The organism is Cupriavidus sp. H18C1 (assembly GCF_049311595.1).
In the GTDB taxonomy this organism is placed as follows: Bacteria; Pseudomonadota; Gammaproteobacteria; order Burkholderiales; family Burkholderiaceae; genus Cupriavidus; species Cupriavidus cauae.
Genome location: NZ_CP186009.1, coordinates 1,369,481 through 1,395,171 on the forward strand (window position 1 = coordinate 1,369,481; position 25,691 = coordinate 1,395,171).

The 25,691-nt window shown below is 68.5% G+C and carries 23 protein-coding genes and 3 pseudogenes; 14 read left to right on the forward strand and 12 right to left on the reverse strand.

Translation table 11 applies throughout. The annotated features are described in order from the left end of the window. Nucleotides 1-191: 191 nt before the first annotated feature. Complete coding sequence (locus OJJOAM_RS22010) at nucleotides 192-557, forward strand: TraR/DksA family transcriptional regulator (RefSeq protein ID WP_422649844.1); 366 nt, start codon at nucleotides 192-194, stop codon at nucleotides 555-557. Nucleotides 558-577: 20 nt separating this feature from the next. Here OJJOAM_RS22010 and OJJOAM_RS22015 read toward each other — a convergent pair whose 3' ends face one another. Next, nucleotides 578-1,708 carry an NADH:flavin oxidoreductase gene (locus OJJOAM_RS22015; protein WP_422649845.1) on the reverse strand — a complete coding sequence of 377 codons (1,131 nt, stop codon included), beginning with the start codon at nucleotides 1,706-1,708 and terminating at the stop codon, nucleotides 578-580. Next, nucleotides 1,705-2,103 carry a RidA family protein gene (locus tag OJJOAM_RS22020; RefSeq protein WP_150083826.1) on the reverse strand — a complete coding sequence of 133 codons (399 nt, stop codon included), beginning with the start codon at nucleotides 2,101-2,103 and terminating at the stop codon, nucleotides 1,705-1,707. The genes OJJOAM_RS22015 and OJJOAM_RS22020 overlap by 4 nt, the downstream gene beginning before the upstream one ends. A gap of 156 nt (nucleotides 2,104-2,259) precedes the next feature. On the opposite strand from OJJOAM_RS22020, the gene OJJOAM_RS22025 reads away from it, so the two are divergent. From OJJOAM_RS22025 to OJJOAM_RS22035, 3 genes are all read left to right on the forward strand, one after another. Beyond that, the gene (locus tag OJJOAM_RS22025) at nucleotides 2,260-3,159 is read left to right on the forward strand and encodes a LysR substrate-binding domain-containing protein (RefSeq protein ID WP_422649846.1); all 900 of its coding nucleotides are present in this window, start codon (nucleotides 2,260-2,262) and stop codon (nucleotides 3,157-3,159) included. A gap of 194 nt (nucleotides 3,160-3,353) precedes the next feature. After that, entirely contained in the window at nucleotides 3,354-3,617 is a 264-nt protein-coding gene (locus tag OJJOAM_RS22030) for a type II toxin-antitoxin system Phd/YefM family antitoxin (RefSeq protein WP_149316065.1), read from the forward strand. Continuing rightward, nucleotides 3,614-3,883: a Txe/YoeB family addiction module toxin gene (locus tag OJJOAM_RS22035; protein WP_422649847.1), complete on the forward strand. Its 270-nt coding sequence runs from the start codon at nucleotides 3,614-3,616 to the stop codon at nucleotides 3,881-3,883. Before OJJOAM_RS22030 ends, OJJOAM_RS22035 begins: the two co-directional genes overlap by 4 nt. A gap of 192 nt (nucleotides 3,884-4,075) precedes the next feature. On the opposite strand, the pseudogene oxlT reads toward OJJOAM_RS22035, so the two are convergent. Next, a pseudogene (gene oxlT / locus OJJOAM_RS22040) lies at nucleotides 4,076-5,399 on the reverse strand (oxalate/formate MFS antiporter). 801 nt (nucleotides 5,400-6,200) lie between these two features. Here oxlT and OJJOAM_RS22045 point away from each other — a divergent pair. From OJJOAM_RS22045 to OJJOAM_RS22055, 3 genes are all read left to right on the forward strand, one after another. After that, nucleotides 6,201-6,983, forward strand: coding sequence for a putative glycolipid-binding domain-containing protein (locus OJJOAM_RS22045; protein ID WP_422649848.1), 783 nt, complete (start codon nucleotides 6,201-6,203; stop codon nucleotides 6,981-6,983). An 82-nt stretch (nucleotides 6,984-7,065) separates the two neighbouring features. Continuing rightward, nucleotides 7,066-8,058 carry an RNA polymerase sigma-70 factor gene (locus tag OJJOAM_RS22050; protein WP_422649849.1) on the forward strand — a complete coding sequence of 331 codons (993 nt, stop codon included), beginning with the start codon at nucleotides 7,066-7,068 and terminating at the stop codon, nucleotides 8,056-8,058. A gap of 97 nt (nucleotides 8,059-8,155) precedes the next feature. Continuing rightward, complete coding sequence (locus tag OJJOAM_RS22055; protein WP_149316061.1) at nucleotides 8,156-8,635, forward strand: carboxymuconolactone decarboxylase family protein; 480 nt, start codon at nucleotides 8,156-8,158, stop codon at nucleotides 8,633-8,635. Between the two features lie 112 nt (nucleotides 8,636-8,747). Here OJJOAM_RS22055 and OJJOAM_RS22060 read toward each other — a convergent pair whose 3' ends face one another. The 5 genes and pseudogenes from OJJOAM_RS22060 to OJJOAM_RS22080 form a co-directional block, all read right to left on the reverse strand. After that, nucleotides 8,748-10,547, reverse strand: coding sequence for a methyl-accepting chemotaxis protein (locus OJJOAM_RS22060; protein WP_422649850.1), 1,800 nt, complete (start codon nucleotides 10,545-10,547; stop codon nucleotides 8,748-8,750). Nucleotides 10,548-10,648: 101 nt separating this feature from the next. Then, nucleotides 10,649-12,013, reverse strand: coding sequence for a trehalase family glycosidase (locus OJJOAM_RS22065; RefSeq protein ID WP_422649851.1), 1,365 nt, complete (start codon nucleotides 12,011-12,013; stop codon nucleotides 10,649-10,651). A gap of 542 nt (nucleotides 12,014-12,555) precedes the next feature. After that, nucleotides 12,556-12,831: an SDR family NAD(P)-dependent oxidoreductase gene (locus OJJOAM_RS22070; RefSeq protein ID WP_422649852.1), complete on the reverse strand. Its 276-nt coding sequence runs from the start codon at nucleotides 12,829-12,831 to the stop codon at nucleotides 12,556-12,558. Nucleotides 12,832-12,928: 97 nt separating this feature from the next. Then, nucleotides 12,929-13,324, reverse strand: a pseudogene (locus OJJOAM_RS22075) (SDR family NAD(P)-dependent oxidoreductase); the annotation flags it as partial. Between the two features lie 131 nt (nucleotides 13,325-13,455). Further along, complete coding sequence (locus tag OJJOAM_RS22080; protein WP_422651015.1) at nucleotides 13,456-14,481, reverse strand: Bcr/CflA family efflux MFS transporter; 1,026 nt, start codon at nucleotides 14,479-14,481, stop codon at nucleotides 13,456-13,458. A gap of 80 nt (nucleotides 14,482-14,561) precedes the next feature. Between OJJOAM_RS22080 and OJJOAM_RS22085 the strand changes: the two genes are divergently transcribed. Both OJJOAM_RS22085 and OJJOAM_RS22090 read left to right on the forward strand, forming a co-directional pair. Further along, a complete protein-coding gene (locus OJJOAM_RS22085) occupies nucleotides 14,562-14,783 on the forward strand; it encodes a hypothetical protein (RefSeq protein ID WP_422649853.1) in 222 nt (73 codons plus the stop codon). 96 nt (nucleotides 14,784-14,879) lie between these two features. Beyond that, nucleotides 14,880-15,455, forward strand: a complete 576-nt coding sequence (locus OJJOAM_RS22090; protein WP_422649854.1) for a TetR/AcrR family transcriptional regulator — start codon at nucleotides 14,880-14,882, stop codon at nucleotides 15,453-15,455. Nucleotides 15,456-15,479: 24 nt separating this feature from the next. Here the strand turns inward: OJJOAM_RS22090 and OJJOAM_RS22095 are convergent, their stop codons facing one another. Beyond that, nucleotides 15,480-16,829, reverse strand: coding sequence for an SGNH/GDSL hydrolase family protein (locus OJJOAM_RS22095; RefSeq protein WP_422649855.1), 1,350 nt, complete (start codon nucleotides 16,827-16,829; stop codon nucleotides 15,480-15,482). Nucleotides 16,830-17,058: 229 nt separating this feature from the next. On the opposite strand from OJJOAM_RS22095, the gene OJJOAM_RS22100 reads away from it, so the two are divergent. Continuing rightward, nucleotides 17,059-17,964: a LysR substrate-binding domain-containing protein gene (locus OJJOAM_RS22100; RefSeq protein ID WP_422649856.1), complete on the forward strand. Its 906-nt coding sequence runs from the start codon at nucleotides 17,059-17,061 to the stop codon at nucleotides 17,962-17,964. A 59-nt stretch (nucleotides 17,965-18,023) separates the two neighbouring features. Here OJJOAM_RS22100 and OJJOAM_RS22105 read toward each other — a convergent pair whose 3' ends face one another. After that, on the reverse strand, nucleotides 18,024-18,917 hold the full coding sequence (locus OJJOAM_RS22105; protein ID WP_422649857.1) for a LysR family transcriptional regulator: 894 nt from the start codon (nucleotides 18,915-18,917) through the stop codon (nucleotides 18,024-18,026). A gap of 91 nt (nucleotides 18,918-19,008) precedes the next feature. Here OJJOAM_RS22105 and OJJOAM_RS22110 point away from each other — a divergent pair, with 91 nt between their 5' ends. Continuing rightward, complete coding sequence (locus tag OJJOAM_RS22110) at nucleotides 19,009-19,878, forward strand: NAD(P)H-dependent oxidoreductase (RefSeq protein ID WP_422649858.1); 870 nt, start codon at nucleotides 19,009-19,011, stop codon at nucleotides 19,876-19,878. Nucleotides 19,879-19,947: 69 nt separating this feature from the next. Here OJJOAM_RS22110 and OJJOAM_RS22115 read toward each other — a convergent pair whose 3' ends face one another. Further along, nucleotides 19,948-22,422: a penicillin acylase family protein gene (locus tag OJJOAM_RS22115; protein ID WP_422649859.1), complete on the reverse strand. Its 2,475-nt coding sequence runs from the start codon at nucleotides 22,420-22,422 to the stop codon at nucleotides 19,948-19,950. A 403-nt stretch (nucleotides 22,423-22,825) separates the two neighbouring features. Here OJJOAM_RS22115 and OJJOAM_RS22120 point away from each other — a divergent pair, with 403 nt between their 5' ends. After that, nucleotides 22,826-22,966, forward strand: coding sequence for a hypothetical protein (locus OJJOAM_RS22120; RefSeq protein ID WP_226105854.1), 141 nt, complete (start codon nucleotides 22,826-22,828; stop codon nucleotides 22,964-22,966). 54 nt (nucleotides 22,967-23,020) lie between these two features. Here the strand turns inward: OJJOAM_RS22120 and OJJOAM_RS22125 are convergent, their stop codons facing one another. Beyond that, entirely contained in the window at nucleotides 23,021-23,839 is an 819-nt protein-coding gene (locus OJJOAM_RS22125; protein ID WP_422649860.1) for a metal-dependent hydrolase, read from the reverse strand. A 371-nt stretch (nucleotides 23,840-24,210) separates the two neighbouring features. Here OJJOAM_RS22125 and OJJOAM_RS22130 point away from each other — a divergent pair. After that, nucleotides 24,211-24,261: pseudogene (locus OJJOAM_RS22130) on the forward strand (hypothetical protein); the annotation flags it as partial. 566 nt (nucleotides 24,262-24,827) lie between these two features. Continuing rightward, nucleotides 24,828-25,688, forward strand: coding sequence for an alpha/beta hydrolase (locus tag OJJOAM_RS22135; RefSeq protein WP_422649861.1), 861 nt, complete (start codon nucleotides 24,828-24,830; stop codon nucleotides 25,686-25,688). Nucleotides 25,689-25,691 lie beyond the last annotated feature (3 nt).

The following is a 25,691-nucleotide window of genomic DNA, read 5'->3' on the forward strand; positions in this document are numbered from 1 at the left end:
CACGCGCTAAGAGACCATCCTACAGATGGTCTCTTATCTGAATCTGCCCGGCCAATGTAGGCCGTCGAGCTTGATCAGTCAAGCGGGAAAACCCTGCCGGCGCCATGTCGGGAACGGCTGGGGAACCGGGATGTCGATCCCGTATGGCGGGGCTCGGCGACAGCCGAGATGACACCTACACGGAGGGCGACATGTCGCATCTGAACCCGGAACAACTTGCCGCGCTGCGCGAACGGCTGGACGCGCGCGAGCGGGAACTGCAGCCGCTTTATCAGCAGGGCCGCGATCGTCCGTCCAGCAACCCGGCCAGGGAGCCGCAGGACCTCGTCGACACCGCCGAGGGTGTCAACGAGGAGCTGGACCGCGCAGCGCTGCAGCAGCACTACCGTGGCGAACTGAACGATATCGCGCAGGCGCGCGAGCGCATCGATGCCGGCGAGTACGGCGTCTGCCAGGACTGCGAGCAGGAGATTCCGTACGCGCGCCTGCTGGCCAATCCTGCGGCGACGCGCTGCGCGCCGTGCCAGGAACGGCGCGAGCGCACGTTCGCCAGCTAGGGCGGACGAGCGCTCGCCATTCAGGCCACCAGCGGCAGCGCTTCGCGCATCCGCAGCTCGGCGGGCTTGATCTCGCCGAGCGGCGACAGCAGCGCGGGATCGAAGGGACGCGGTGCGACGCCCTGCGCCACGCGCGCCGGCCAGTCGGGATTGGCCAGCGCGCCGCGGCCCAGCGCGACCAGGTCCGCGCCATCGGCCAGCGCGTCGTGCGCGCGCGCCGGCTCGTGCAAGCCGCCGTTGGCGATCACGGTCAGATGCGGCGCGGCAAGCCGCGCATGACGGACCAGCGTGCGCGCGTCGCCGGGAAAGGCCGGCTGCCACGCCTCGAACTCCGTCACGTGCAGGAAGTCGATGCCCGTCTCGGCCAGCCGGCCGAACACGATCGCCGCGCCCTCGGCCCCTTCGGCCCATTTATGCGTGAAGTCATTGACCTTGCCCTGCGAAATGCGCACGCCGACCGGAAAGCCGTCGCCGACCGCGCCGCGCACGGCGCGTGCGGTCTGCTCGGCGAGCCGGATGCGGTTGCCGATCGGCCCGCCCCAGGCATCGTCGCGCCGGTTGGTGTAGTCGGTCAGGAACTCATCGAGCAGATAGCCGTTGGCGCCGTGGATCTCGATGCCATCGAAGCCCGCGACGTCCTTGGCGAGCCGCGCCGCTTCGGCGAATCCCACGATCGCCGCCTCGATCTCGTGCGGCGCGATGGCGCGCGGCGTGCGATAGGGCCCCTTGCCGCGATAGACGCCCATCTGCCTGCCCTTCGGCGCAATGGCCGACGGGCCGACCGTCTCGTCGCGGAAGCGGTTGGCCTGCGACAGCGCGCCCGCATGCATCAGCTGCACGAAGATGCGGCCGCCCGCATCGTGCACCGCGTCGGTGACCGCGCGCCAGGCGCGCGCCTGCTCCATGTCGGTCAGGCCCGGCTGCCCGGCATAGCCCTGCGCATACGCGCGGTCGGTGTAGCTGCCCTCGGTGACGATCAGCCCGAAGCCGCCGCGCGCAAAGCCCGCGTAGTAGTCCACCATCGTCGGCGTGGGCACGCCCTCGGGCGTCGCGCTGATGCGCGTCATCGGCGCGACCACGAGCCGGTTCGGCAAGGCGAGGCCGTTGAGGTCCAGCGGATCGAACAGCGCCGGCCGTGCAGGGGCGTTCATGCCGGCGCTCCTTCGGCCACGGCGATGGCCTCGATCTCGATCAGCGCCTCGGGCGAGTACAGGCTGGAGATTTCGACGATGGTGTCGGCCGGGTACGGCGCCGAGAACCATTTGCGGCGCAGTTCGACGATCTTGCCGAAGTTGTCCATCGACTTCAGGAAGATCGTGACCTTGGCCACGCGGTCCAGGCTCGAGCCCGCGGCCTCGAGCGCGCGCCGCAGATTGCGGAAGGCCTGCTCGGCCTGCTTGTCGAAGTCGCCGCGGCCGACGATGTTGCCGTCGTCGCCGATGGCGGCCTGTCCCGAGATGAAGACCAGATTGCCGACGCGGATGCCCTGCGACAGCAGGAACGGCGCGTACGGATCGGGGTTGGTGCGGACTTGTTCGAGCAGCATGGGGAACTCCGGGGTAAAGTTGAGGGAATTTCATCCGTCAGACGGCCCTCGAAGGGGCCGCTGCGGAGAACGTTCCCAGTATCGTGATCGCAGGCAGGCCAGACAAATGGTCAAATTTCAGGTTATGGATGAGTTGAACTCATTCATGGAGTCGTCATGAGGCGCCTTCCCCCACTGAGCGCGCTGCGCGCCTTCGAAGCGGCGGCAAGGCGCCTGAGCTTCAAGCGCGCGGCCGACGAGTTGAACGTGACCGCGACCGCGATCAGCCACCAGATCCGGCTGCTGGAGGAATGGCTGGGCGTGCGGCTGTTCGAACGCGAGACGCGCAAGGTCGATCTGACCGCGGGCGGCCGGCTGCTGTTTCCGGCCATCCGCGACGGGCTCGACGGCTTCGAACGCGCGGTGCAGCTGGTGCAGCGCCAGCGCGCGGCCAATATCGCCACGCTGTCGTCCACCGTCGCGTTCGTCGCCAAGCGGCTGGCGCCGCGCGCGGGGTCGTTTCGCGCCGCGCATCCGGAATGGACGCTGCGGCTCGACGCCTCCAATGCCGTGGTGGATCTGGACAGCGATGCCGACGTGGCGATCCGCTATGGCGGCGGCCACTATCCGGGATTGACGGTCGAGCCGCTGTTCCAGGACCGGTTTGCGCCGGTCTGCAGCCCGCATCTGAAGCTGTCGTCGCTGGCGGAGCTGAGGCATGCACCGCTGATCCATTTCGAGTGGGGCGCCGGCGTACGGCAGGACCCGCGCGCCGCGGTGTGGGGGCACTGGCTGGAACGCGCCGGCGCCGGAGAGATCGATGCGTCCGCCGGGCTGTCCTTCACCGACGAGATCCACGCGATCCAGGCCACGGTCGCGGGGCAGGGCGTCGGCCTGCTGAGCCTGACGCTGGTGGCCGAAGAACTGGCCTCGGGCGTGCTGGTGCAGCCGTTCGAGTTGTCGTTGGAGAGCTTTCGCTACGACCTGGTCTACAGCCCCCGCGCCGCCGAGCGGCCGGCGACGCGGCTGGTGCGAGAGTGGCTCCGGGCGGAGTTCGGCGAGGCCGTTGCGCGATAGGGAACGCGACCGGGCCGCGTTGCGCTCAGGCCGCGGGGCTCTACTGGCAGTTCGCCGGGCAGGTGCAAGGAATGAGAATGCGGGGCATAGGTTGCTGCACTTCTGCCCAGTACACTCGGATGTACCGCCGAGCAAGGCCGCATGCCTCTCTGCTATACTTGTTCAATTAGTTGGACAACTCTATGGAGAAGGCCATGCGAACAATCCACTTCTCCGATGCCCGCAACAATCTGAAGGCGGTCATCGATCAAGCCATTGCCGATCACGACGCGATCCTCATCACGCGACGCGACGCACCCAACGCAGTGATCATGTCGCAAGAGCAATACGACAGCTGGATGGAAACCATGTACCTGCTGAGCAATCCGGCCAACGCAAAGCGGCTGATGCAGTCAATTGATCAGCACCGGAGCGGCAAAGGCGTGAAGCATGATCTGATCGATCCGGATGCTGAATGACGCGCCACCTCACCTTCATGCCCGCCGCCTGGGAGGACTACATCTACTGGCAGGGGCAGGATAAAAAAACGCTGAAACGGATCAATGCCCTGATCCAGGACGCGCAGCGGAGTCCCTTCGAAGGCCTGGGCAAGCCAGAGCCGCTCAAGGGCACACTATCCGGCTATCGGTCACGGCGTATCGACGATACGAACCGGCTTGTGTACTACGCCAACGATGACGAGCTGGCCATCATTGCCTGCCGTCTTCACTACGGCGACAAGTAAGGCTGCAGCAAGCTCAGCGCAAAAGTCGCCATCGTTGCGCTCCGGATTGAATGATGGCGCATGCGGCGACCCATCTCCTGGCGCTGTATTGAACAAGACTGCTGCAAGGAAAAACGGGCTTCCGAAGAAGCCCGTGCAGGGTGCCGGCGTGCCTGGCGTGTGCCTGGCGCTTGCCGGCGGGTCAGGGTCCGGTCAGGCCGGGACCTGCGTGCCGGCTGCCGCGGTCTCCTTCGAGAACAGGCTTCTCGACGCCGCCACATGTCCGGCCAGCACCGGCCGCAGCACCATGAAGGCCAGGAACGCCGCGATCAGGTCCATCGTCGCCACGGTGTAGAGCACGGTGGACCAGGTGCCGGTCGCCTCCATGATCAGGTTGCCGATCGGCACGAACAGCGCGCCGATACCCTTGGCGGTGTAGAGCACGCCGTAGATCTTGCCGATGTGCTTGGTGCCGAAGGCATCGCCGGCCAGCGCCGAGAACAGCGAGTAGACCTCGCCCCAGGCCAGGAACACCACACCCGACAGGATCAGGAAGGCGTACGGGTTGTGGCCGAAATACCCCAGCGCGATGATGCCCATCCCTTCCAGCGAGAACGCGATCACCATGGTCTTCTCGCGGCCGATATGGTCGGAGATCCAGCCGAACAACGGCCGGGAGACACCGTTCATGATGCGGTCGAGCATCAGCGCCAGCGGCAGCGCGGCCATCACGAAGAAGTGCAGGTCGACCTGGAAGTCCTTGACGCCGAGGTCCTTGGCGATGACGCCGAGCTGGGCCACGGCCATCATGCCGCCGGTGACCACCAGCACGAACATCACCAGCATCAGCCAGAACAGCTTGGTGCACATCGCTTCCTTCAGTGTGTAGTCGCGCGTGGCCTGCACCAGCTTCTGGGATGCCTTGACCTCGTGGGGCCTCGGCGAGCGCAGGAACCATGCGGCGGCGAATGCCAGCGAGCCCTGCAGCACGCCGAAGAACAGGAAGGTGTGCTGGAAGCCGGACGATTCGATCATCGCGGCGATCGGCAGGATCGTGGCCGCCGAACCGGCGCCGTAGCCGCCGGCCGTCAGGCCCACCGCGAGGCCGCGGCGGTCGGGGAACCACTTGATCGCGTTGTTGATGCAGGTCGCGTAGATCGAACCGACACCCAGGCCGCCGACCGCGGCGCCGACATAGAAGCCCATCAGCGTGGTGGCCTGCGAATTGATGACCCACGCCCCACCCATCAGCACCGCGCCGAACGCGACCATCATGCGGGGGGCCGAACTTGTCGATGAAGTAGCCCTCGATCGGCGCCAGCCACGTCTGCACCAGCACGAAGACCGTGAAGGCGATCTGGATATTGGCGCGCGACCAGCCGTAGGTTTCCTGGATTTCGGGGACAAACAGCGTCCAGGCGTATTGGACGTTGGCGGTGGCGATCATGCAGACGACGCCAACGAGAAGCTGTATCCAGCGCGTCTTTTCGGAGACCTCGGGATTGGGGCGGAATGCCGCCGTCGACGAATTATTCATGGCGCACTCCTTCAATCGTTTGATCCTTCCTGTCCGAATGTGCGGTGCCGCACCTCGGCTGGGATATCGTCGCTAGCATTTCAATGTCTCCTGTATCGTTGGCTTCTATGTCCGTTACACATCCGCTCCTGAAACAAAAAAACCCTACGCTAATGCCCTGCCGGGGAAGGCAGGCGCGATCGGAACTGAAGGATGGGGCGAAGCGGGCTTGCTTAAACTGATCTGGCGGCGATGGACGACCCGGTCGAATCGTTTTCCATGCATTCCTCCTTGCCGTTGGTGTCCCTCTGTTGGGGTGCCGGTTGCCATCACGGTCATCGCCCCGCTCGCATTGGGTGTGGCGATGGGTTACAAGGTATGTGATATATCAATTAAGTCAAGTGAAAGGGATGGCAGGGTTTTCACCAGCAGGGATTCATTCCGGAAATCACTATGCTGCGGCGCTTCAGGTGGTTGTCGAATGATTATGGGAAACCAAAAAAGCCCGCCGGTAAAATGGCGGGCGATGCGTATTGCGTGACACCCTGGCGGGAAGAGATGGGGCAATACGTGATGCCGTTACATGGAATATGGGGAGATTAATAAATGGCAAGGCGGCTTACCTTCCGATTATTTTTCCGGTTATTCCTGGTTATTAAGTATTGCCACCGCGCGAAGCCAATGAATACCCGGAATCGATGCCGATTCCGCATCGCCGGCCTGCCGGTATCGCGATAAATTGACGGTCTCGATTGGCGCGGGGCCGGCGCCTTGCACGAGGCGCCGTCGCGCCCCCGCTGTCCGCGCAAAAGGAGGGCGATCATGAATCCATCGACAACCCCGGCCGGCCATCTGCAAACCGCCGGCCTTCAACTGGTGGCGTGGTCCTGGCAAACGCGGACCGGCCTCGATGTCGCCGCGGTGAAGCGCGGCCCGGATCGCGTACTGGTCCAGGGACGGGTGCAGGTCCAATGGGACGACGGTCCGCTCGAGCTGGCCTATCGGCTCGAATGCGAGGCGGACTGGCGCTTTCTCCGGCTCGATGCCAGGACCGAGTACCAGGGCGACACGCGGGCCCTGCAGCTCGCGTGGGACGGCAGGCAGTGGACCGATGGGCAGGGCCCGCGCGACGACCTTGCCGACGCCGCCTACATCGACATCATGGCCACGCCGATCACCAACACGCTGCCGATATGCCATGCCAACTGGCAGCCGGGCGTGGGCCAGGTCTTCACGATGGCCTATGTCCGTCTGCCCGAACTGGCGGTCGAGCCGGTCCGCCAGCGCTATACCTTGCTGGCCACGGAAGCGGACGGCCGCCGCCGCTTTCGCTACGAGACGCTCGGGCCGGCAGCGGAACGGCAGCGGGCCGGCGCCGGCCTCAGCGGCTACCACGGCCAGGACTCCGAATTCACCGCCGAGCTGGTGGTCGACGCCGCCGGGCTGGTGATCAGCTATCCCCCCATATTGGGACCGGATGCCGGCGGCCCGGGTGCTGGCGGAGGCCGGCGCCTGACCGTGGCGCGGCGGGCGGTACGGCGTTCCATCTGCGCGCGGTACGGCAGCGCTGTCACAAACGGCTCGCGCCAGACGTCTTGGGTTTGAACTGGCTGCTACAGTGCCACGCCGGCACCGTGGCGGCGCCACGGTTGTGCCATGGCATTGACCCTTGACGATATCGAACGCGATGACCCGTCCACCCGATACCCGCGATCGGCCGGATCCGGCCACTACGGCGACCACGGCTGCAACGGCTGCAACGGCGGCCACAACAGCCACGGCCGCTACGGCCGCTCCCACCGATCCCGCCACGCTGACCTTCGCCCGGCTGCGGCGGCGCCTGCACGGCATCGCCTACCGGATGCTGGGCACCGTGGCCGAGGCCGAGGATGTGGTGCAGGACGCCTGGCTGCGTTGGCATGAGGCCGACCGCGGCCGCATTGACAACGCCGAGGCCTGGCTGGTCACCGTCACCACGCGGCTGTCGATCGACCGGCTGCGCATGGCCAAGACCCAGCGCGAGCACTACGCCGGCATCTGGCTGCCCGAACCCGAACTGACCGAATCGCCCGCCACCCCCGAGCAGCTGACCGAGCGGGCCGACGACCTGTCGGTGGCCTTCCTGCTGCTGCTCGAACGGCTGAGCCCGGAGGCGCGCGCGGCGTTCCTGTTGCGCGAGGTGTTCGACGCCGACTACGCGGACGTCGCACGCGCGATCGGCAAGAGCGAAGCCGCCTGCCGCCAGCTGGTCAGCCGCGCCAAGGTCCAGCTGCGCGACGAGCGGCCGCGCTTCGCCGTCCCGCGCGAGACGCATCTGCGGCTGCTGCAGGGCTTTGCCCAGGCGATGGAGCGCGGCGACATGGCGGCGTTGCAGTCGATGCTCGCCGAGGACGCCGAGCTGATCGGAGACGGCGGCGGCAAGGTGCCGAGCTTCCCCAAGCCGCTGGTCGGCGGCTGGCGCATCGCCAAGGTGTTCGCGGTCGCGCCGCAGCGCCACGGGCAGACGGTACGCGCCGAACTGGCGCTGCTCAATGGCGACTGGGCCGTGCTGCGCTTCATCGACGGACAGCTGGAGTCGGCGCAGTGCTACGAGACCGACGGCGAGCGCATCGTCCGCATCCACGCCCAGCGCAACCCCGACAAGCTGCTGCGCATCGCGCTGGCCCGCGGCGCCTGCTGAGCGAGCCCACGTTTTTTGAGGTGGGCGGCCGCCGGCCGCCGCCACGATGACCATTGCGCCCAGACCGGTGCGCAACCATTTCGACCAGGAGAAAGCCATGACCCAACGCCTGAACTACATCCAGCAATCGCCCGAGCTGTTCAAGGCCTATCTGAACTTCAGCAACGCGATCGATGGCGGCGCGATCGAGCGATCGCTGCTCGATCTGGTATCGATCCGCGCCTCGCAACTGAACGGCTGCGCGTTCTGCCTCGACATGCACGTCAAGGAGGCCAAGCTGCACGGCGAGCGCGAGCTGCGCGTCTACCATGTCGCCATCTGGCGCGAGTCGACGCTGTTCTCGCCGCGCGAGCGCGCGGTGCTGGAATGGACAGAGACGCTGACGCAGCTGCCGCCGCACGGCGTGCCGGACGACGTCTACGAGCGCGTGCGCGCCCAGCTGTCGGAGAAGGAGCTCTCCGACCTGACCTTCGCGGTGATGGGCATCAACGGCTGGAATCGCGCCAACGTCGCGTTCCGCACGGTGCCGGGGTCGGCGGACAAGGCGTTCGGCCTGGACAAGGCCGGGCTGGAATAAGCCGCGCCGGCAACGCCGGCCAACCGATCCGTCCCCCCGCCAAAGCGGGAAACCCCGGGGCGCCGCAAGACGCGCGGTTCCCGCCTGCGCGGGGGGGACGTCGTGATCCGCTTCAAGCCAGCCGGAACAATCCCACCGCCCCCGCCAGCTTGTTGGCCTGCGCCTGCAGCGCCGACGCGGCCGCCGACGACTGCTCCACCAGCGCGGCGTTCTGCTGCACCATCTCGTCGAGCTGGCCCACCGCCTGGTTGACCTCCTGAATGCCGCGCGTCTGCTCGACGGCCGCATTGGAAATCTCCGAGATCACGGTGCTGACCTGCGACACATTGCCGACGATCGCCGTCATCGTCTCGCCGGCCTTGCGCACCTGGCCCGAGCCCGAGGCGACCTCGCCGACGGTCGATTCGATCAGCGTCTTGATCTCCTTGGCGGCCTGCGCGCTGCGCTGGGCCAGCCCGCGGACCTCGCCGGCGACCACCGCGAATCCGCGGCCCTGATCGCCCGCGCGGGCCGCTTCCACGGCTGCGTTCAGCGCCAGGATATTGGTCTGGAAGGCGATGCCCTCGATCACGCCGATGATGTCGGAGACCTTGGCCGAGGCGTGTTCGATCTTGTCCATCGTGCCGATGACCTCGCCGATCACGACGCCGCCCTCGGAGGCGATCTGCGAAGCGGCGACCGCCGAATCGTCGGCCTGCTTGGCCGAGGTGGCCGATTGCGCCACGGTCGCGGTAATCTGCTCCATCGACGCGGCGGTCTGCTGCAGGCTGGCCGCCGCCGACTCGGTGCGCTGCGACAGATCCAGGTTGCCCGCGGCGATCTCGTGGGCCGCGTGGCGCACCGATTCGCTGGCATCGCGGATCTGCCGCATCACCGAGCACAGCTTGTCGACGAAGGTATTGAACGCCCGCGCGATCTGCGCGACCTCGTCCTTGCCGTCGGCCGGCAGGCGGCGCGTCAGGTCGCCATCGGCCGAACCGATCGCGTCCATCACGTCGCGCACCTGCGACAGGCGGCGGAACGAGGCCGCCGTCGCCATGCCGGCCAGCGCGGCGGCGACCAGCGCGATCACGATCAGCGTCAGCGCGGAGGCCATCAGCACCGAGCGCATGCCCGCGGTCGCTTCGGTCTTGTCCAGCGCGATTACCGCAATCCAGTCGGTGTTCGGAATCGCACGGGCGCGCAGCAGCTTCGTTGCACCACCGACCTGCACTTCGGTCGGCGCGGCGGCCGTCAGCAGCGCGGCCAGTTGCGCGGCGTCGAAACCCGGCACCAGATCGGCGACGGGCTTGAGCGTCAGCTTGTCGTCCGGATGCGCGACGATCAGCCCGGCCTGCGTGACCAGCATGCCGAAGCTCGACGGCGTGGGGTGGATCGCCTTGACGTTGGCGATCACGCGGTCCATCGCCACGTCGCCCGACACCACCGCCTTGACGCCGCCGTCGGCGACGACGGGCGCGGCGAAGGCCACGACCAGCTTGCCGCTGCCGGCATCGACATAGGGCGGCGTGACCACCGGCTTGCCGGCCGCGGCCGCCTGCCGATACCAGGGGCGGCCGGTCGGGTCGTAGCCGGGCGGAATGCCGGTCGGATTGGAGAAGATCGCGCGCTTGTCGTCATAGCCGACATAGACGTTGACGAAGCCGCCGGCGTCCGTGACCTGCTTCAACGCGGCGGACGGATCGGCCTGCAGCACCGCATCGCGCAGCGAGGCAATCATCCGGCCATGGCCGTCGACCCAGTCGGCGATCGCGCCGGCATGGCCGGCCTGCAGCGCGCTCAGCGAACTGTCGATCGCCGTGTCGTTGTAGGAGTCGGCGACGACGTAATTGACGGCGGCATTGACCGCGAGCGCGGCCACGACAATGCCCACGCACAGCGCCACGATGCGCGAGCGGATGGAGGAGAACATACGAAGCAAATTCCAGGAAGGGGCCGCCATCGATGGCGCCGGCCGGTTGACGAGGCCTGCGGTAGCAGACGCGATGGCTAACGGCGGGGATCGGCCAAACTTCACCCTGGCTTCTGTATGGAATTGCCTATGCAATGATTCGGTGTGACGAGTTGCGCATGACACCCGGAGCACCGGTCGATGCAGCGCGGATGCCAGTGAACGCTGCCCCTGGCCGCCGTTCCTGGCTTGCCGCTTCTTAGTTGCCGTTCGCGCCAACCCCGGCCCGCGTCCCCGCCGCCGGATGCTCCGGATAGTGCTGCAGCAGCATCGCCACCACGCCGTTGGTCCAGCCGAAGCCGTCCTGCAGCGGATATTCGCCGCCGCCGCCGCCAAGTGCATGGCGGCCCTTGCGGCGCAGCCGGTATTTCTCGACGAGCTTGTATTCGCGCCGATAGAGGCCGGCGACGGTGGACAGCCAACGGTCGGCGATCTCGTGCGCCAGCGCCTCGTCGCCATGGCGGCGCAGGCCCTGGATGGCCAGCCACTGCAGCGGTGCCCAGCCGTTGGGCTGGTCCCACTGCTCGCCCGAGCGCACGCAGGTCGTGGCCAGTCCCCCCTTCGGCGAGCAGCCGCGTCCGCAGCGCGGCGCCGATAGCGGCGGCCTGATGGTCCGATGCCAGCCCGACGAACAGCGGCATCACGGTGGCCGCGGTCAGGCACTGTCGCCGGGCGCCGCGATGCCAGTCGTAGTCGACGAAGGCGCCCAGCTCCGGGTGCCACAGATGCCGCTCGACCGCCTCGCGCCGTGCGTGCGCCATCGCGGCATAGCGGGCCGCGCCAGCGGCATCGCCGGTGCGTTCGCACAGCGCGGACAGGCGCGTCTCGGCATGCCACAGCAGCGCGTTGAGGTCGATCGGAAGGATCGCGGTGGTGCGGATCGTCGACAGCGATGCCGGCATGCCGGGGGCCGACTCGTCGAGCCAGCGCGAGCTGAAGTCCCAGCCCGATTCCGCGGCGGCGCGCAGATCGCGAAAGACTAGGTGGGCCGGCCGGTCGCCGCGGTGCGCGGTGACGACGTCCTCGAGAAACGATTCCTCGCGCGGGCGGGCATGGTCGTCCCAGTAGCGGTTCAGCAGGCTGCCGTCCGGCAGCCGCACCACGCGCCGATGCGCGGTGCCCGGGCTCAATCGTTCGGCGCCGTCCATCCAGAACGCGTGTTCCGCGCGCAGATGCGGCAGGTAGGCATGCGGTGGCTCCAAGCCCTGCGCCTCGAACAGTTCCGTCATCAGCGTAAACACCGGCGGTTGCGAACGGCTCAGGTAGTAGCTGCGCGTGCCGTTGGGCACCAGCCCGTAACTGTCGAGCAGATAGGCGAAGTTGTCCGCCATCGCCCGCACCAGATCGTGGCGGCCGCTGGCCTCGAGTCCCAGCATCGTGAAATAGGAATCCCAGTAGTACAGCTCGCCGAAGCGTCCGCCGGGCACGACATAGGGGGTGAGGCAGCGGCAGCAGCGAGCACCAGGGCGGATGGTCGATCGGATCGCGCGTCAGCACCGGCCACAGGCTGTCGATATGTTCGCGCAGCGATTCGTCGCGGTTGGAGACGTAGTGGCTGTCCGGTACGGTGCTGCGCGCGAAATGCTCGGCGACGAAGGCCTCCAGCGCGAAGCCGGGAAGATCGCGCTGCCGCCGGTAGCGGTCCAGAATCTCCTCGGGCGGAGCGAGCGGCAGGCAATCGGGAAAGGTCTTGCTGTCCGCGAAGATGCCGCTGGCCTGCACGCGGACGAACAGCTCGCCATAGCGCTCGGCCGGGGACAGCGCATCGGCATGCGCGCATCCCTCGAGCCGGTGCGGCGGCGGGCAGGGCAGCCGGGTAACCGCCGGCTCGCGGGTCGCGGCTTCCGCGGCGGGATGGACGCCCTCGGCGACAGCCTGCGCATTGGGGCCGTCCGGCGCGGCCGGCGTGACGGGCGGAACGGCATGGGCCGTGCCCGAGGGGCTGTCCTGCGCCGCGCGGATCGCGTCTCTATTGCTCCGCATAGTTCCACAGCAGCCCGCCGTCGATCACCAGCGTGGCCCCCGTGATGTAGTCCGCGTCGGCGCTGCACAGGAAGGCCGCCAGTCCCGCCACGTCGCCCGGCTCGCCGAGCCGGCCCAGCGGAATATTGGCCAGCAGCGCGCGCAGCTGGTCGGGGCGTTGCTCCAAGCCCTTGTTGATCGGGGTCTGGATCGCCCCCGGCGCGATGTTGTTGACGGTGATGCCGAGCGGCGCCAGCTCGATCGCGAGGTTGCGCATCAGCATGCGCAGTCCGCCCTTGCTGACGCAGTAGCTGGTGAAGTTGGGGGAAGGGCAGATCCTCGTGCACCGAGCTGATATTGACGATCTTGCCGCCGCGGCCCTGCTGGCGGCAGTGCTGCACGAATTGCTGCGACAGGAAGAACGGGCCCTTCAGGTTGACGTTCAGCACGCGGTCGTAGTCTTCCTCGGTGACCTCGCCGAACGGCGCGCGGATCTCGACGCCGGCGTTGTTGATCAGCGCGTCGATCGAACCGGCGGCAGCGGCGGCCTCGCGGAACAGCCGCTCGACCTCGCCCACGCCCGCGACGTCGCCTTTCACGACCCATGCCTGCACGCCGGCCTCGCGGATCTGCTTTTGCACCTGCTCGGAGCGTTCGTCCAGCCGATGCACCGCCACCACCACGTTGGCGCCTTCGCTTGCCAGCCGCAGCGCGATGCCGCGGCCGATGCCGGACGCGGCGCCGGTCACCAGCACAGTCTTGCCTTGCAGTCTCATCTGCGCACCTCTCGACGGTGAGGCCGCCGAAGGAAAGCGGCCGAGCCTGTGGGACAGGTATCCCGGTGTGAGTCGGTGCGCCGGCGCGAAGTTCCAGGCCGGCCGGGCGGCGGTGCCCGGTGGCGGGTGTGCTAGTTGGCGGTGGTCGCCGGGCTGCGGGTCTGCAGGAACAGCAGCAGGCCGAGGACGGAGGCCGTTGCAATGACCATGCCGAGCAGGCGTGCCGGGGCGTCGGAGGGCAGGGACGCCAGCGCGGTACCCAGCGCGGCGCAGAACATCTGCAGGAAACCCAGCAACGCCGAGGCGGCACCGGCTTCGCGGCCGAAGGGCTGCAGCGTCATCGCGGTGGCCAGCGGATTGACCAGCCCCATGCCGAACAGGAATACCGCGATCCCGCCGACAAAGCCCGCCAGCGATGTGCCCGGCACGGCCATCAGCGCGGCGCCGCCGGCGGCGGCGATCACGATGCCGGACATGGCCACTGTCCGCAGGCCACGCGCCTTCGCCAGCCGCGGCGCCAGAAAGCCCGCGGCGAACACGACGAACACCGTGATGGCGAAGAACACCCCGAGCGACAGCGAAGACAAGCCGAGCTTGCCCATCAGCACGCGCGGCGCGGCGGCGAAGAACGTGAAGGTATTGCCGGTCATCAGGCCCACCGCGCCCGCCGACAGGATGAAGCGGCGGTCGGCCAGCAGCGCGAGATAGCCGCGCAGGACCTTGCCCATCGACACGGCCTGGCGGCGATCGGGCGCGTGCGTCTCGCCGGTCGAAAGCCGGTAGTGGAGCGCCAATGCCGCGCCCGCCACGGCCAGCGCGACGAAGGCCGAGCGCCAGCCGAGCCAACTGTCGAGCGCGCTGCCGATCAGCGGCGAGAAGCCCGGCGCGGCGGCCATTGCCACCATCGTCAGGGCCAGCGCGCGCGCCAGCGCGGCGCCATCGAACAGGTCGCGGGCGATCGCCCGGGACAGGACCGAGGCCGCGCAGACGCCGAAGGCCTGCACCACGCGGCCGGCGATCAGCATGCCCAGCGTATCGGCGGCGGCACAGATCAGGCTGCCGGCGATAAAGACGGCCAGGCCGCCGAGCACCAGCGGCTGGCGTCCCCAGCGGTCGGACAGCGGACCGGCGACTAGCTGGCCGATCGCGAAGGCCAGGAAGAAGCTGCTGAGCGCGGCCCCCCAGTTCGGCCACCGGCACGCCGAGGCTGGCGCCCATCGCGGGGAAGGCGGGCAGGATGATGTTGGTGGCCAGCGCGCCCAGCGCGGCCAGGCCGCCGAGCATCGCCAGCGTGCTGCCGGTCAGCATGCGGGTGGTTGGGCCGGCGGTGGGGCTGGTGAGGGGGACTGGTGATGTGGCTGGCGGCGGCGTTGGCAGCGTTGGCGCCCGCATCGGCTGGCATGTTCTGCATCCTGTTTCTCCCGGCACGCTGGTCAGCGGCGTCGGCAAGTGGTTATGATGGTGGTCGCAATCTAAATGCGTTTTAGATTTAGATCAACATCTATTTTGCGCGGGGCGCCGAAGCGGCGGCCGCGCCATATGACAGGAGAGCAGGATGCGGGTCAGTCGCGCACAGGCCGAGGAGAACCGCCGGCGGGTCGTCGAGACCTCGAGCCGGCTGTTTCGCGAGCATGGTTTCGACGGCATCGGCATCGCCGATCTGATGAAGGCGGCGGGCCTGACGCAGGGCGGCTTCTACAAGCAGTTCGCCTCGAAGGAGGAGCTCGCGCGCGAGGCGAGCGAGCAGGCGCTGGAGCAAAACCTGGCGTTCTGGCAGCGGATGCGCGAGCAGGGCGGGGAGCAAGCCTTTACCGCCTTCGTCGAGCGCTATCTGTCGGCGACGCACCGCGATGCGGCGGACCGCGGCTGCCTGCTCGCCGCGTGCAGCGGCCATACGCGCCATCGCGCGCAACCGGTGCGGGCCGTGTTCTCGAAAGCGGTCGAGGACTATGCCGGCCTGCTGATCGAGATGAAGCGGCAGGCGGGCGTGGAGATGTCGCGGCCGGAGGCGCTGGCCGTGCTGTCGCAGATCGTCGGCGCGCTGATGCTGTCGCGCGCGGTCGACGAGCCGGCGCTGTCCGACGAGATCCTGCAGGCGGCGGTGGCCAGGTTGACCGACGATCGCCGATAGATTGCGCGGCGCCGGCAACGCCGTTCAGTCGGTCGCGGCGCTTGGTGCGACCGCTGCGCCCACGGCGACCCCGGCGACTCCGGCGACTCCGGCGACCTCGGCGACCGCTGTTGCAGCGACTTCCGCCATTCGCCGATAGCCCGCATCGCCCGGATGCAGATGGTCGCCGCTGTCGTAGCGCGGCTGCATCGCCTCGGGCCGTGCCGGGTCGCGCAACGCCGCGTCGAAATCCGCGACGGCGTCGAACTCGCCGCTGTTGCGTATCCACGCATTGATGGCGTGCCGCAGCGCTTCCTTTCGCGGCGGCTGGTCGTAGCCGCGGATCGGCGTACCGGCCAGCGCGCCGGCAAACGGCGTGATGGTGGCGCCGATTACCCGGATACCGCGTTCGTGCGCGCGGCGGATCAGTGCGCGATAGCCCTCGATCATCGCGGCCGCGTCCGGTAGCGGTCTCCGCGGGGCGAACGTCGAACCCGGCCAGCCGATGTCGTTGATGCCGATGGCGACGATGACCGCGCGCAGACCCTTCTGAGCGAGGACGTCGCGCTCGAAGCGCGCCAGCGCCGATTCGCCCATGCCGTCGCGCAACAGCTGCCCGCCCGAGATGCCGGCATTGAGCACCGCCAGGCCTTGCGGCGCCAGCCGTTCGGCGAGTCCGTCGGGCCAGCGGCGATTGGCGTCGACCGTCGACCCATTGCCCTCGGTGATCGAATCGCCGATTGCGACCACGGCCCCCGCGCCGTGATTCGCCTCTACCTCGATGGCGGCGACGAGCAGCCTGCCGCTGAAGGAGGCCGCATCCGGCAGCGTGGCATCGCGCGTGGCGTTGCCCGGCGCCAGCCAGGCGGTCTGCCGGCCATCCCAATGAAAGCCGCCGGGCCGGACCGGCTTCGGCAGATGCAGGCTGACCGCGAGTTCGCTCAGCGGCGGCAGTGCAAGCTCGATGGCGTCGCTCGTCACGGTGGCACCGGCCGGAATCGTGATCGACGGACTGCCGTCGAAGGTCGCCGCGCGATCGGTTGTTGCATCGATGCCGTCGCGCCCGGCGGCAAGGGCAAGTCGCGCCGCGCCGATCGTTACCGGCTCGCGTCCGTATCGGTTCGACAGCACCAGGCGTGCACGCGCGCCGCCGACGCTGATCCTTGCGATCTGGCGCAGCGTCTGGTTGTCGAGCCGTGCCGGCACGCCGGTCGGCAGCGGCAGTTCGCCGGCCTGCCAGACCGGCTGCTCGCTGGCGGTCCAGGTCGGCAGCCAGTGGGCCGTGGGCGCTTCGGTGGCGAGCGCGGCAGGCGCCGCGGTGCCCAGCGCGACGGCGGCGCAGGTGCGCAGCCAGTGTCGGCGCAGTGCATGGGGAAAGGCAAGGGGGAAGGGCACGGGGGAAGGGCATGAGCAAAAGAGGTCGGCATGGTTCGAATCGTCCTGTGGAAGCCGGCCGCGAGCCGGTACAGGTGCCACGCTACGGTATGCCGATATCTTGCAGAAGATGGCAGAATGGCATGTCGCCCATTCGATATTGGAATGAGGCATCCGCTGCCTGGCATCCGCCGCCCCACCCGCCATCCGCGCTCCGCGTTGCGGCCCAACTCCTGTCAGGAAATCCTTCATGGACACCATTCGCGCAATGCAGACCTTCGTACGGGCCGTCGAACTGGGCAGCCTGTCGGCCGTCGCGCGGGAACAGCAGGCATCGCAGCCGACCATCAGCAAGGTGGTGGCCGCGCTCGAGAAGCAGCTCGGCGTACGGCTGCTCGAGCGCAGCACCACCAGCCTGTCGCCGACCGAGGCCGGGCGCCGCTTCTACGAGCGTGCGCGGCGCGTGCTGGAGGAGTTCGGCGAGGCCGTCGGCGATGCGCAGGGGCAGGCCGAGCGTCCGTCCGGGCTGGTCCGCCTGAGCGCGCCGGTCAGCTTCGGTGTGCTGCGCCTGAACGCGCTGGTGCTTGCGTTCCAGCAGCGCTATCCCGAGGTCGAGGTCGAGCTGCTGTTCGACGACCGCTATGTCGACCTGGTGGCCGAGGGCGTCGATCTGGCGCTGCGGCTCGGGGCGCAACTGCCGCCCAATGTGGTCGCGCGGCGCATCGCCGTGTCGCCGCGCATGCTGGTGGCGAGCCCCGCGCTGATGGCGCGGCACAAGCGCGTGCGCCGTCCCGCGGACCTGGGGTCGGTGCCGATTCTGCGTTTCGCGTGGCTGGCCGGTGGCGACGCGATCGTGATGGAAGGGCCGGACGGCCCGGCCACGATCGAGGCGCCCTGCCGTTATCGCGTCAACAACTCGCTGGCGATGCGCGAGGGCTTTGTCGACGGCGCCGGCTTCGGCCTGACGCCGGCCTGGCTGGTGCAGGATCTGCTGGACGACGGCACGCTGGTGCGCGTGCTGCCACGCTGGCATGGCAGCGCGCAGGACGCCTTCCTCGTCTATCCGAGCCGCCGCTATCAGCCGGCCCGCGTGCGCGTGCTGATGGATTTCCTTGCCGAGCGCATCCCCTTGCTGCCCGGTATGCAGCCGGTGTAAGGCTGCCCGCGCAAGCTGCCTGTGCAGGGCTGCCCGTGCAAGGCTGCCCGGGCCCGGGACTACACCGATGCCACGATGGTGTCGCGCAGCCAGCGATGCGCCGGGTCGCGATGGACGCGCTCATGCCACAGCATCGACATCTCGTAGCCCGGTATCTCGATCGGGGCTTCGACCACCTTCAGGCCGGCGGCATCGCGCACCAGCCGCGACGGCAGCATCGCCACCAGATCGGTGCTGGCCAGCACGGACAGCACGAACAGGAAATGCGGCACCGACAGCACGACCCGGCGCGACAGACCGCGCGCGGCCAATGCCTCGTCGGTCGGCCCGTGAAAGCCGCCGCCATCGGGCGACACGATCACGTGTTCGAGCCTGCAGAACTGCGCCGGCGTCGGCTTGCGCTTCAGGCCCGGGTGTCCGGCGCGGGCGACCAGCACATAGCGCTCGGTAAACAGCGGCCGGCGATGCAGGCCCGGCGGCGCGCCTTCGGTGGTATGGAAGGCCAGATCGATCTCGCCCTGTTCCGCCTGCCGCGCCAGCAGCGACGGCACCGCCTGCACGACCGCGAGCCGGGTGCCGGGCGCCATCGCGCGCAAGCTGCGCAGCACCGGCAGCACGATGGTCGATTCGGCGTAGTCGAAGGCGGCGATGCGCCAGGTGTCGGTCGCCTGCGCCGGATCGAACGGACCCTGTGGCGATACGGCGCGCTGCAGCGCCTCGAGCGCTTCGCGCAAGGGCTCGCGCAGCGCCTCGGCACGCGCCGTCGGCCGCATGCCGCGCGGGCCCGGCAACAGCAGCGGGTCGCCCAGCGTCTCGCGCAGCTTGGCCAGCTGCACGCTGACCGAGGGCTGCGACAGATGCAGCCGCTCGGCCGCACGCGTGACATTGCGCTCCGCCAGCAGGGCGTCGAGCGTGATCAGCAGGTTCAGATCCAGCCGTCCGAAATTGTTCATGGCAATACCTGGAATTTCACAAATTCATTTCCAATATACCGGACGCGACCCTAAGCTGGCCTCCTCTTGCAATGGGCAATGGAGGCTCACGATGAACGTTCTTCTGGTCTATGCGCATCCCGAACCGCGCTCGCTGAACGCGGCGATCCGCGACTTTGCCGTCGAGCGGCTGAACGCGGCCGGCCATACGGTGCAGGTATCCGATCTCTACGCGATGCAGTGGAAGGCCACGCTCGACGCCGCGGACAACCTCGACCATCGGGCAGGCGAGCGCTTCGATGCGTCGCTGGACTCCAAACACGCGTTCGAGCACGGCAGGCAAAGCGAGGACATCGCCACCGAGCAGCGCAAGCTGCTGTGGGCCGATGCGGTAATCCTGCAGTTTCCGCTGTGGTGGTTCTCGATGCCGGCGATCCTGAAGGGCTGGGTGGAACGCGTCTATGCCTACGGGTTTGCCTATGGCGTGGGCGAACACTCGGATGCGCGCTGGGGCGATCGCTATGGCGAGGGCACGCTGGCCGGCAAGCGGGCGATGCTGGTCGTCACCGCCGGCGGATGGGAATCGCATTACAGCCCGCGCGGCATCAACGGGCCGATCGACGACATCCTGTTCCCGATCCAGCACGGCATCCTGCATTACCCCGGCTTCGACGTGTTGCCGCCCTACGTGGTCTACCGGACCGGCCGCGTCGATGCGGCGCGCTTTGCCACCATCCGGGAGGAACTCGGCCAGCGGCTGGATCGGCTGGACACGACGCCGCCGATTCCATTTCGCCGGCAGAACGGCGGGGACTATGCGATTCCGCAGCTGACCTTGCGGGATGACCTCGCGCCGGGGCGCACGGGGTTTGGGGTACATGTCTCGCCAGCGCCTGCGCCCGCGGAGTCGCCGTCGCCGTCGCTGTCGCTGTCGCCCTCGCAGGAGGCCATCGAGCCACGGTCGCTGCAGGCGGTGGGCTAAAAAAGCGGGCGTGCACAAGGCACGCCCGCTTGCCGCATCTTCGACGCCAACCGATGCGGTGACGACGCCTTACCGCGGCGTCAGCTCGATCCGCTTCTCCGCGGCACGTTCGACCGCCTTGCGCGAATACACCAGCGGGAACGTCTGCCCCTTCGCCCAGACCGGTGCGAGATCGCGATAGTGCGGATTGGCCGGATCGCCCGATTGACCCGGGGTATTGACCACGCGCCCCTGATCCCAGTTGCCGACGTCCAGCACCATGCGGAACGACGCACCCGCGGTCAGGTGATAGTCGCTGTTGCGGTAGCTGGTGTTCATCGGCGTGAAGGCGGACCCGCCGATGCCGCCGGCATCGACGTTGTACTGGGCGCGCGTCGCGTCGTCGACGATGTTGGCGAGCGGATGGCGGAAGATCGCGCGATGCAGCGCACCCCAGTTCGCCAGTTTCTCCGGCGAGGGCGAACGCCGCTCGAGCTCGGCCATCGCGGCCTTCAGCGAGGTCAGCATGACTTCGTCGCGCCGCGCCGCCGGCATCCACGTGTCCGGCTGCTCCAGTACCGCCAGCACGCGGGCCGCATCGCCGGCGCCGACCAGCTTGGCCGCGTCCTCGGGCAGCGCGGCGCGCACCACCGCCTGCCGCAGATGGTTGCTGAACCAGATCTCGAACAGCGCCGCCGGCACGCTGTCGGCGCGCACATTGCCGTCCCAGTCGCGCAGCAGCGCGACGGCGCGCTGCACCTGCGGGTCCTGCAGCAGCGATGCCGCGGCACCGGCGTTGCCGACGGTGCGCATCACCGCCAGCGTGCGCTGCGCGGGCAGCGACACGGTGTCGTTCTGCCAGGCGATCGAATCGCGCAGCGAGCTGACCGGCGCGGCGGCGACCAGGCTCTTGAGCCGGCGGGCCCGCGAGCTGTCGCTCCATTCGTAGCCGACGCCGAGCTTCGCGGCCGGATGATCCGGCGGAATATTGTTCTCGTTGGCCGTGACGATATGGCCGGTGGACGGGTTGTAGGCCCACGGCAGCTCGTCCATGTTGCGGTAGCCGGCCCACTCGTAGCGGCCGTCGCCCGGTACCGGGAACAGGCCGTCCCAATTCGGGCGGATCACCGTCAGGCCGCCCGGAATCCAGCCGATATTGCCGTTGCGGTCGGCATAGACCTGGTTTTCACCGGGTGCGCCCCAGCGGTTCATCGCCGCGCGGAACTGGTCCCAGTTGGTGGCGCGCATGTAGTCCATCGAGCCGAAGTAGGGCGCCATGCCGGTATCGAGCCAGGCGGCGCGCAGCGCCCAGGCGCGATGGGTGGCGTCGTCGGCATGGAGCACCGGACCGTGGCGCGTGAAGTCGATCGTCACCGTGCGCGGCTCGGCCTCGCCGCGGACCGTGATCTTCTCGGTGATGGTCTCCATCGGCTCCCAGCGTCCGCGATAGCGGTAGGACTTGGGCTGCGCGGGATCGGTCTCGTAGACGTACAGGTCTTCCTGGTCCATGTAGAAGCGCGTCAGGCCGAAGGCGATGGTGCCGTTGTGGCCGATCGAGATGCCGGGCAGGAAGGGCTCGCCTGCGCCGATCACCGACAGCCCGGGCGCATTCAGATGCGAGACATAACGCAGGCTCGGCGCACCGTGCGCCCGGTGCGGGTCGTTGGCCAGGATGGGCCGGCCCGTGGACGTGCGGCTGCCGGCGATCACCCAGTTGTTCGAGCCCAGGCTGCGGCCGGTGTCGCTGTTCGCGTCGACGGCGGCGTAGAGCTGGTCCACCGGCACCGCATCGGCACTCGCCTTCTGCCAGGCTTCCTTGGGGAAGTTCGCCGCGGCGGTGGCCAGCGTATAGGCCTTCTTCAGCGCGGCGGCGGGCACGGCGCAGGGATCCAGTCCCTCGGGCAGCGTCGGCGTGATCGGCGGATCGAGTTCGCGTCGCAGCCAGTCCGCGCGCACCGCCTGCTCCTTGGCCTGGCAGTACAGCGTGGCGCGGTCGACCTCGCCGGTGAAATTCAGGGTCAGGCCGTGGTGACGGATGCGGACGATGTCCTCGGCGCGCCAGCGCGAGGGCTTGTAGCCAAGCTGCTTGAACTCGCGCGGCAGCAGGTCGGGCTGCGCTTCGGTCAGTGCCACGTAGGCGTTGACGCCGGCGACGAAGGCCTCCGCCACGCGCTTGGCGTCCGAGCCGTAGGCCAGCCATTCGCGATACATGTCGCCGCGGTACAGCACCGCCCGCGCCATGCGGTCGCCGTCGACATAGGCCGGACCGAAGTCCTTGGCCATCTCGCCGAGCCCGCGCTTGCGCCACAGGTCGATCTGCCAGAGCCGGTCGCGCGCGGCGATGAAGCCTTGCGCGTAGAAGGCGTCGTACAGCGTACCGGCGTAGATATGCGGCACGCCCCAGCGGTCGATCAGGATGCTGGCCGGTTTCTCCAGGCCGGGAGCGGCATAACGGTCGGTGGGCGGCGCTGCGGACGCGGTGCCTGCCAGCACGGGCAGGGCAGCGGCGACGAGGGCGAGGTGGCGGAGCAGGGTGGCGGCGGGCCGCCGGCGGACGATGCGCATCGGGTCTCCTTGCTTTGTTGGTCTTGGTGGAGCGCGTGCCGGAGGCTGGCTCAGCGGAATCCGGCCACCGAAGCATAGCCGAGCGGGCGGCGGGATGGGGAAGGTGTGCACGGTGATCGCACGGATCGCGGGTGCGAAGGGGGGCGGGCGACGGTGCATGCGGCGGGGCGTGCGGCGGGGCGTGCGGCGGTGCGTGCGGCGGTGCGTGCGGCGGGGCATGCGAGGCGGCGTGCCGCGGGCGCGCGGCGGGCGGCGGGCGTGCGGCGGGCACGCAGGTCAAGGCGGCCATGCAGTTGTCAAAATTGCACGCGCCGCGGCATGGCGCGCTGCAGCGTGCGCGGCTGTCGCACTCGGCACGATCCGTGCGTCAGTCGCAGTACTTCAAGCCCTTCGAGTCACCGCCATGCCGAGAAAAGATGAGTACGGCACCAACGCCGAGGCCGCCCGCGCATCGACCCGCGGCCGCCACCTGATCGCGCGCCCGATGCTATGGGTGTTTATCGCGATCGTGCTGATCGGGCTGCTGGTGTTGTCGTACTGGTAATCGGGTAAGAATCGGGCAGGGCGGCCGTCGGCGCGCGGCCTGCTCCTGCCCCCTTCAGGCGCCGACCGGCACGTACTTGTCCCGGTGAGCCTCCAGCCATTGCGCCGAAGCGCTGGCGTCGTGATCGGTCGGATGGAAATCGCGGCGGAAGTAGTCGCGCCACGCGGCGAACGTCTGCCGGATCAGGCCGCGCTTGCCGAACAGGAATCGCGCCGCGCCCGCCCAGGTGCGCCACTGCCACAGCGTGCCGTCGCGGCGCAGGTTGTCGATGGTCTGGCGCAGCGCATCGCCGAGGAAGGTGAGGCTGATGCGGCGGAACCAAGTGATGCGCCATGCGTGGGAGCCGCCCAGCGCCTGGTACAGATCGAAGGCGGTGTTGCGATGCTCGGTTTCCTCGGCGCTGTGCCACAGCCATAGCGTCGCCAGCCGCGGATCCTGCTCGCCGAGCATGTCCGCATTGCGCAGCATCCAGTCGGCGAAGATCGCGGTGAAGTGTTCAAACGCCGCCGTGATCGCCAGCGGGTGGCGCGGGTCCACCCCTTCCAGCTGCTTCAGCCGTTCCTTCGAACGAACCTCCCAGGCATTGACCAGCCCCTGCCTGCGCAGATGCTCGTTGTAGAGCCCGTGCAGCCGGCGGTGCGTGGCCTCCTGGCCGACGAAACCCTGCACCTCGGCCCGGAAGCGGTCCTGCTGTTCGGACGGCAGGGCCTTCAGGCCATTGCGAACCGCATCGATAAAGAACTGCTCGCCGACCGGAAAGCTCATCGACAGCGCATTGAGGAACGCCGTGCGGAACGGATCGCCCGCGCACCAGTGCCGCGGGATCGGCGCTTCCATATCGACGAGCAGGCGGCGAACGACGAGATGCGTCACGGTGGTCTCCCGGGTGCGTGGGTCTGGTACTGCGGAGTACCGATCATGATGGCGCGGCCCCGGTACTGTCAAGTACCATGACGGCGGATAACGAACGTCCCGCGACGAGCGCCCGCTGAAGAGCGACCCCGAAGAGCGACCCCCGAAGAGCGACCTCCGAAGAGCGACCTCCGAAGAGCGACCTCCGAAGAGCGACCGGCGACGAGCTTCCCACGACGAGCGACCCACGACGAGTGACCCACGACGAGCGACCCATGACGAGCCGCCCATGCACGCACCCGCCATCCTGACCGCCGGCACCGCGCCGGACCGCAGCGAACATCGACGCCGCCTGCTCGAAGGCATGGCCGGCGCCGTCGCGCGCAAAGGCTATGGGGGAAGTCACCATCGCCGATATCGTCGCCGAGGCCAACGTCTCGCGCCGGACCTTCTACGAGCATTTCGATTCCAAGGCCGATTGCCTGATGGCGCTGTACGTCAGCGCGAGCCGGCATGCGCTGCAGGTGCTGCGCGACGCGATCGACCCGCGCCAGCCGTGGACCGCGCAGGTCGAAGGCGCGATGCGCGCCTATCTCGGCTATATGGCGGGCAACCCCGCGCTGCTGCGCACGCTGTTCATCGAAATCCTGAGCTTGGGCGGCCCCGGCCTGGCGGTACGCCGGCAGATCCACCGCGAACTGGCCGAATTCATCCAGCGCACCGTCGGCACCGACCAGCGGCGCCGGCAGCGCCTGCCCTACGAGAGCGCACTGGCCCTGGTCGGCGCGGTGCACGAACTGGTGCTGGAGCGGATCGAGGGAGCCGGGCCGGCGCGGCTGGAGGCCTTGGTGCCGACGGTCTGCGATCTGGTGCGCCGGATCGTCGGGGGAAGAGGGGCGCGCCGCAACCTGATATCTTCCAGGGGCGTCGTCATCCCTGTCCGCCCGCTGCCCACCCGCCGTCCACCCGCCGTTTTACGCGCCGTTTTACCAATACGGAGGTTCGCTCCATGCCCGTGTTTCGCAACCTGGATCAGGAATCGCTGGACAAGCAGTACAACAACCGGGCCGCAGTGCCGCAGCATCCGGCCATCCTGGCGCGGTGGGCGGCGGATGCCGCGGCCTTCCGGCAGGCGCATGCAGTCGAGGAAAACCTCGCCTATGGCAGCGATCCTAAGCAGACGCTGGACTATTTCGCCGCTGGTGGACCGGGCCGGCCGCTGCTGATCTTCATTCACGGCGGCTATTGGCAGGCGCTGGACAAGTCCGACTCCAGCCATCTGGCCGCCCCGTATCTCGCGCGCGGCATCGATGTGGCGATGCTGAACTACCGGCTCGCACCGGACGCGACGATGGCCGAGATCGTGCGCGACAACCGCAGTGCCGTGGTGTGGTTGCACCGGAATGCGCGCGTGCTGGGCTTCGACGCCAATCGCATCTTCGTCTCCGGCCATTCGGCGGGAGGCCAGCTGGTCGGCATGCTGGCTGGCACGCGATGGGAGGATGTCGGCCTGCCGGCCGACGTGTTGAAGGGCGGCTGCTCGATCAGCGGGCTCTACGACCTGGAGCCGATCCGGCTGTGCTATCTCAACAAGGTGGTGGGGCTGACGGAGGCGGACGTCGCCGCCTACAGCCCGATTCACCATCCGCCGACGACCACGCTGCCGATGATCCTCACCGTGGGCGGCGATGAGTCCGATGAATATCACCGCCAGCAGGCGGAATATGCCGCGCTGCTCCGGCAACGCGGCGTGCCCGTCAGCATCGTCGAGCAACCGCACGGCCACCATTTCGACGCGCTGGAACCCCTCGGCGATGCCCAAAGCGAGCTGGCGTCGGCCGTGCTGGCGATGATCGCGGCGACCGCGTAAGCG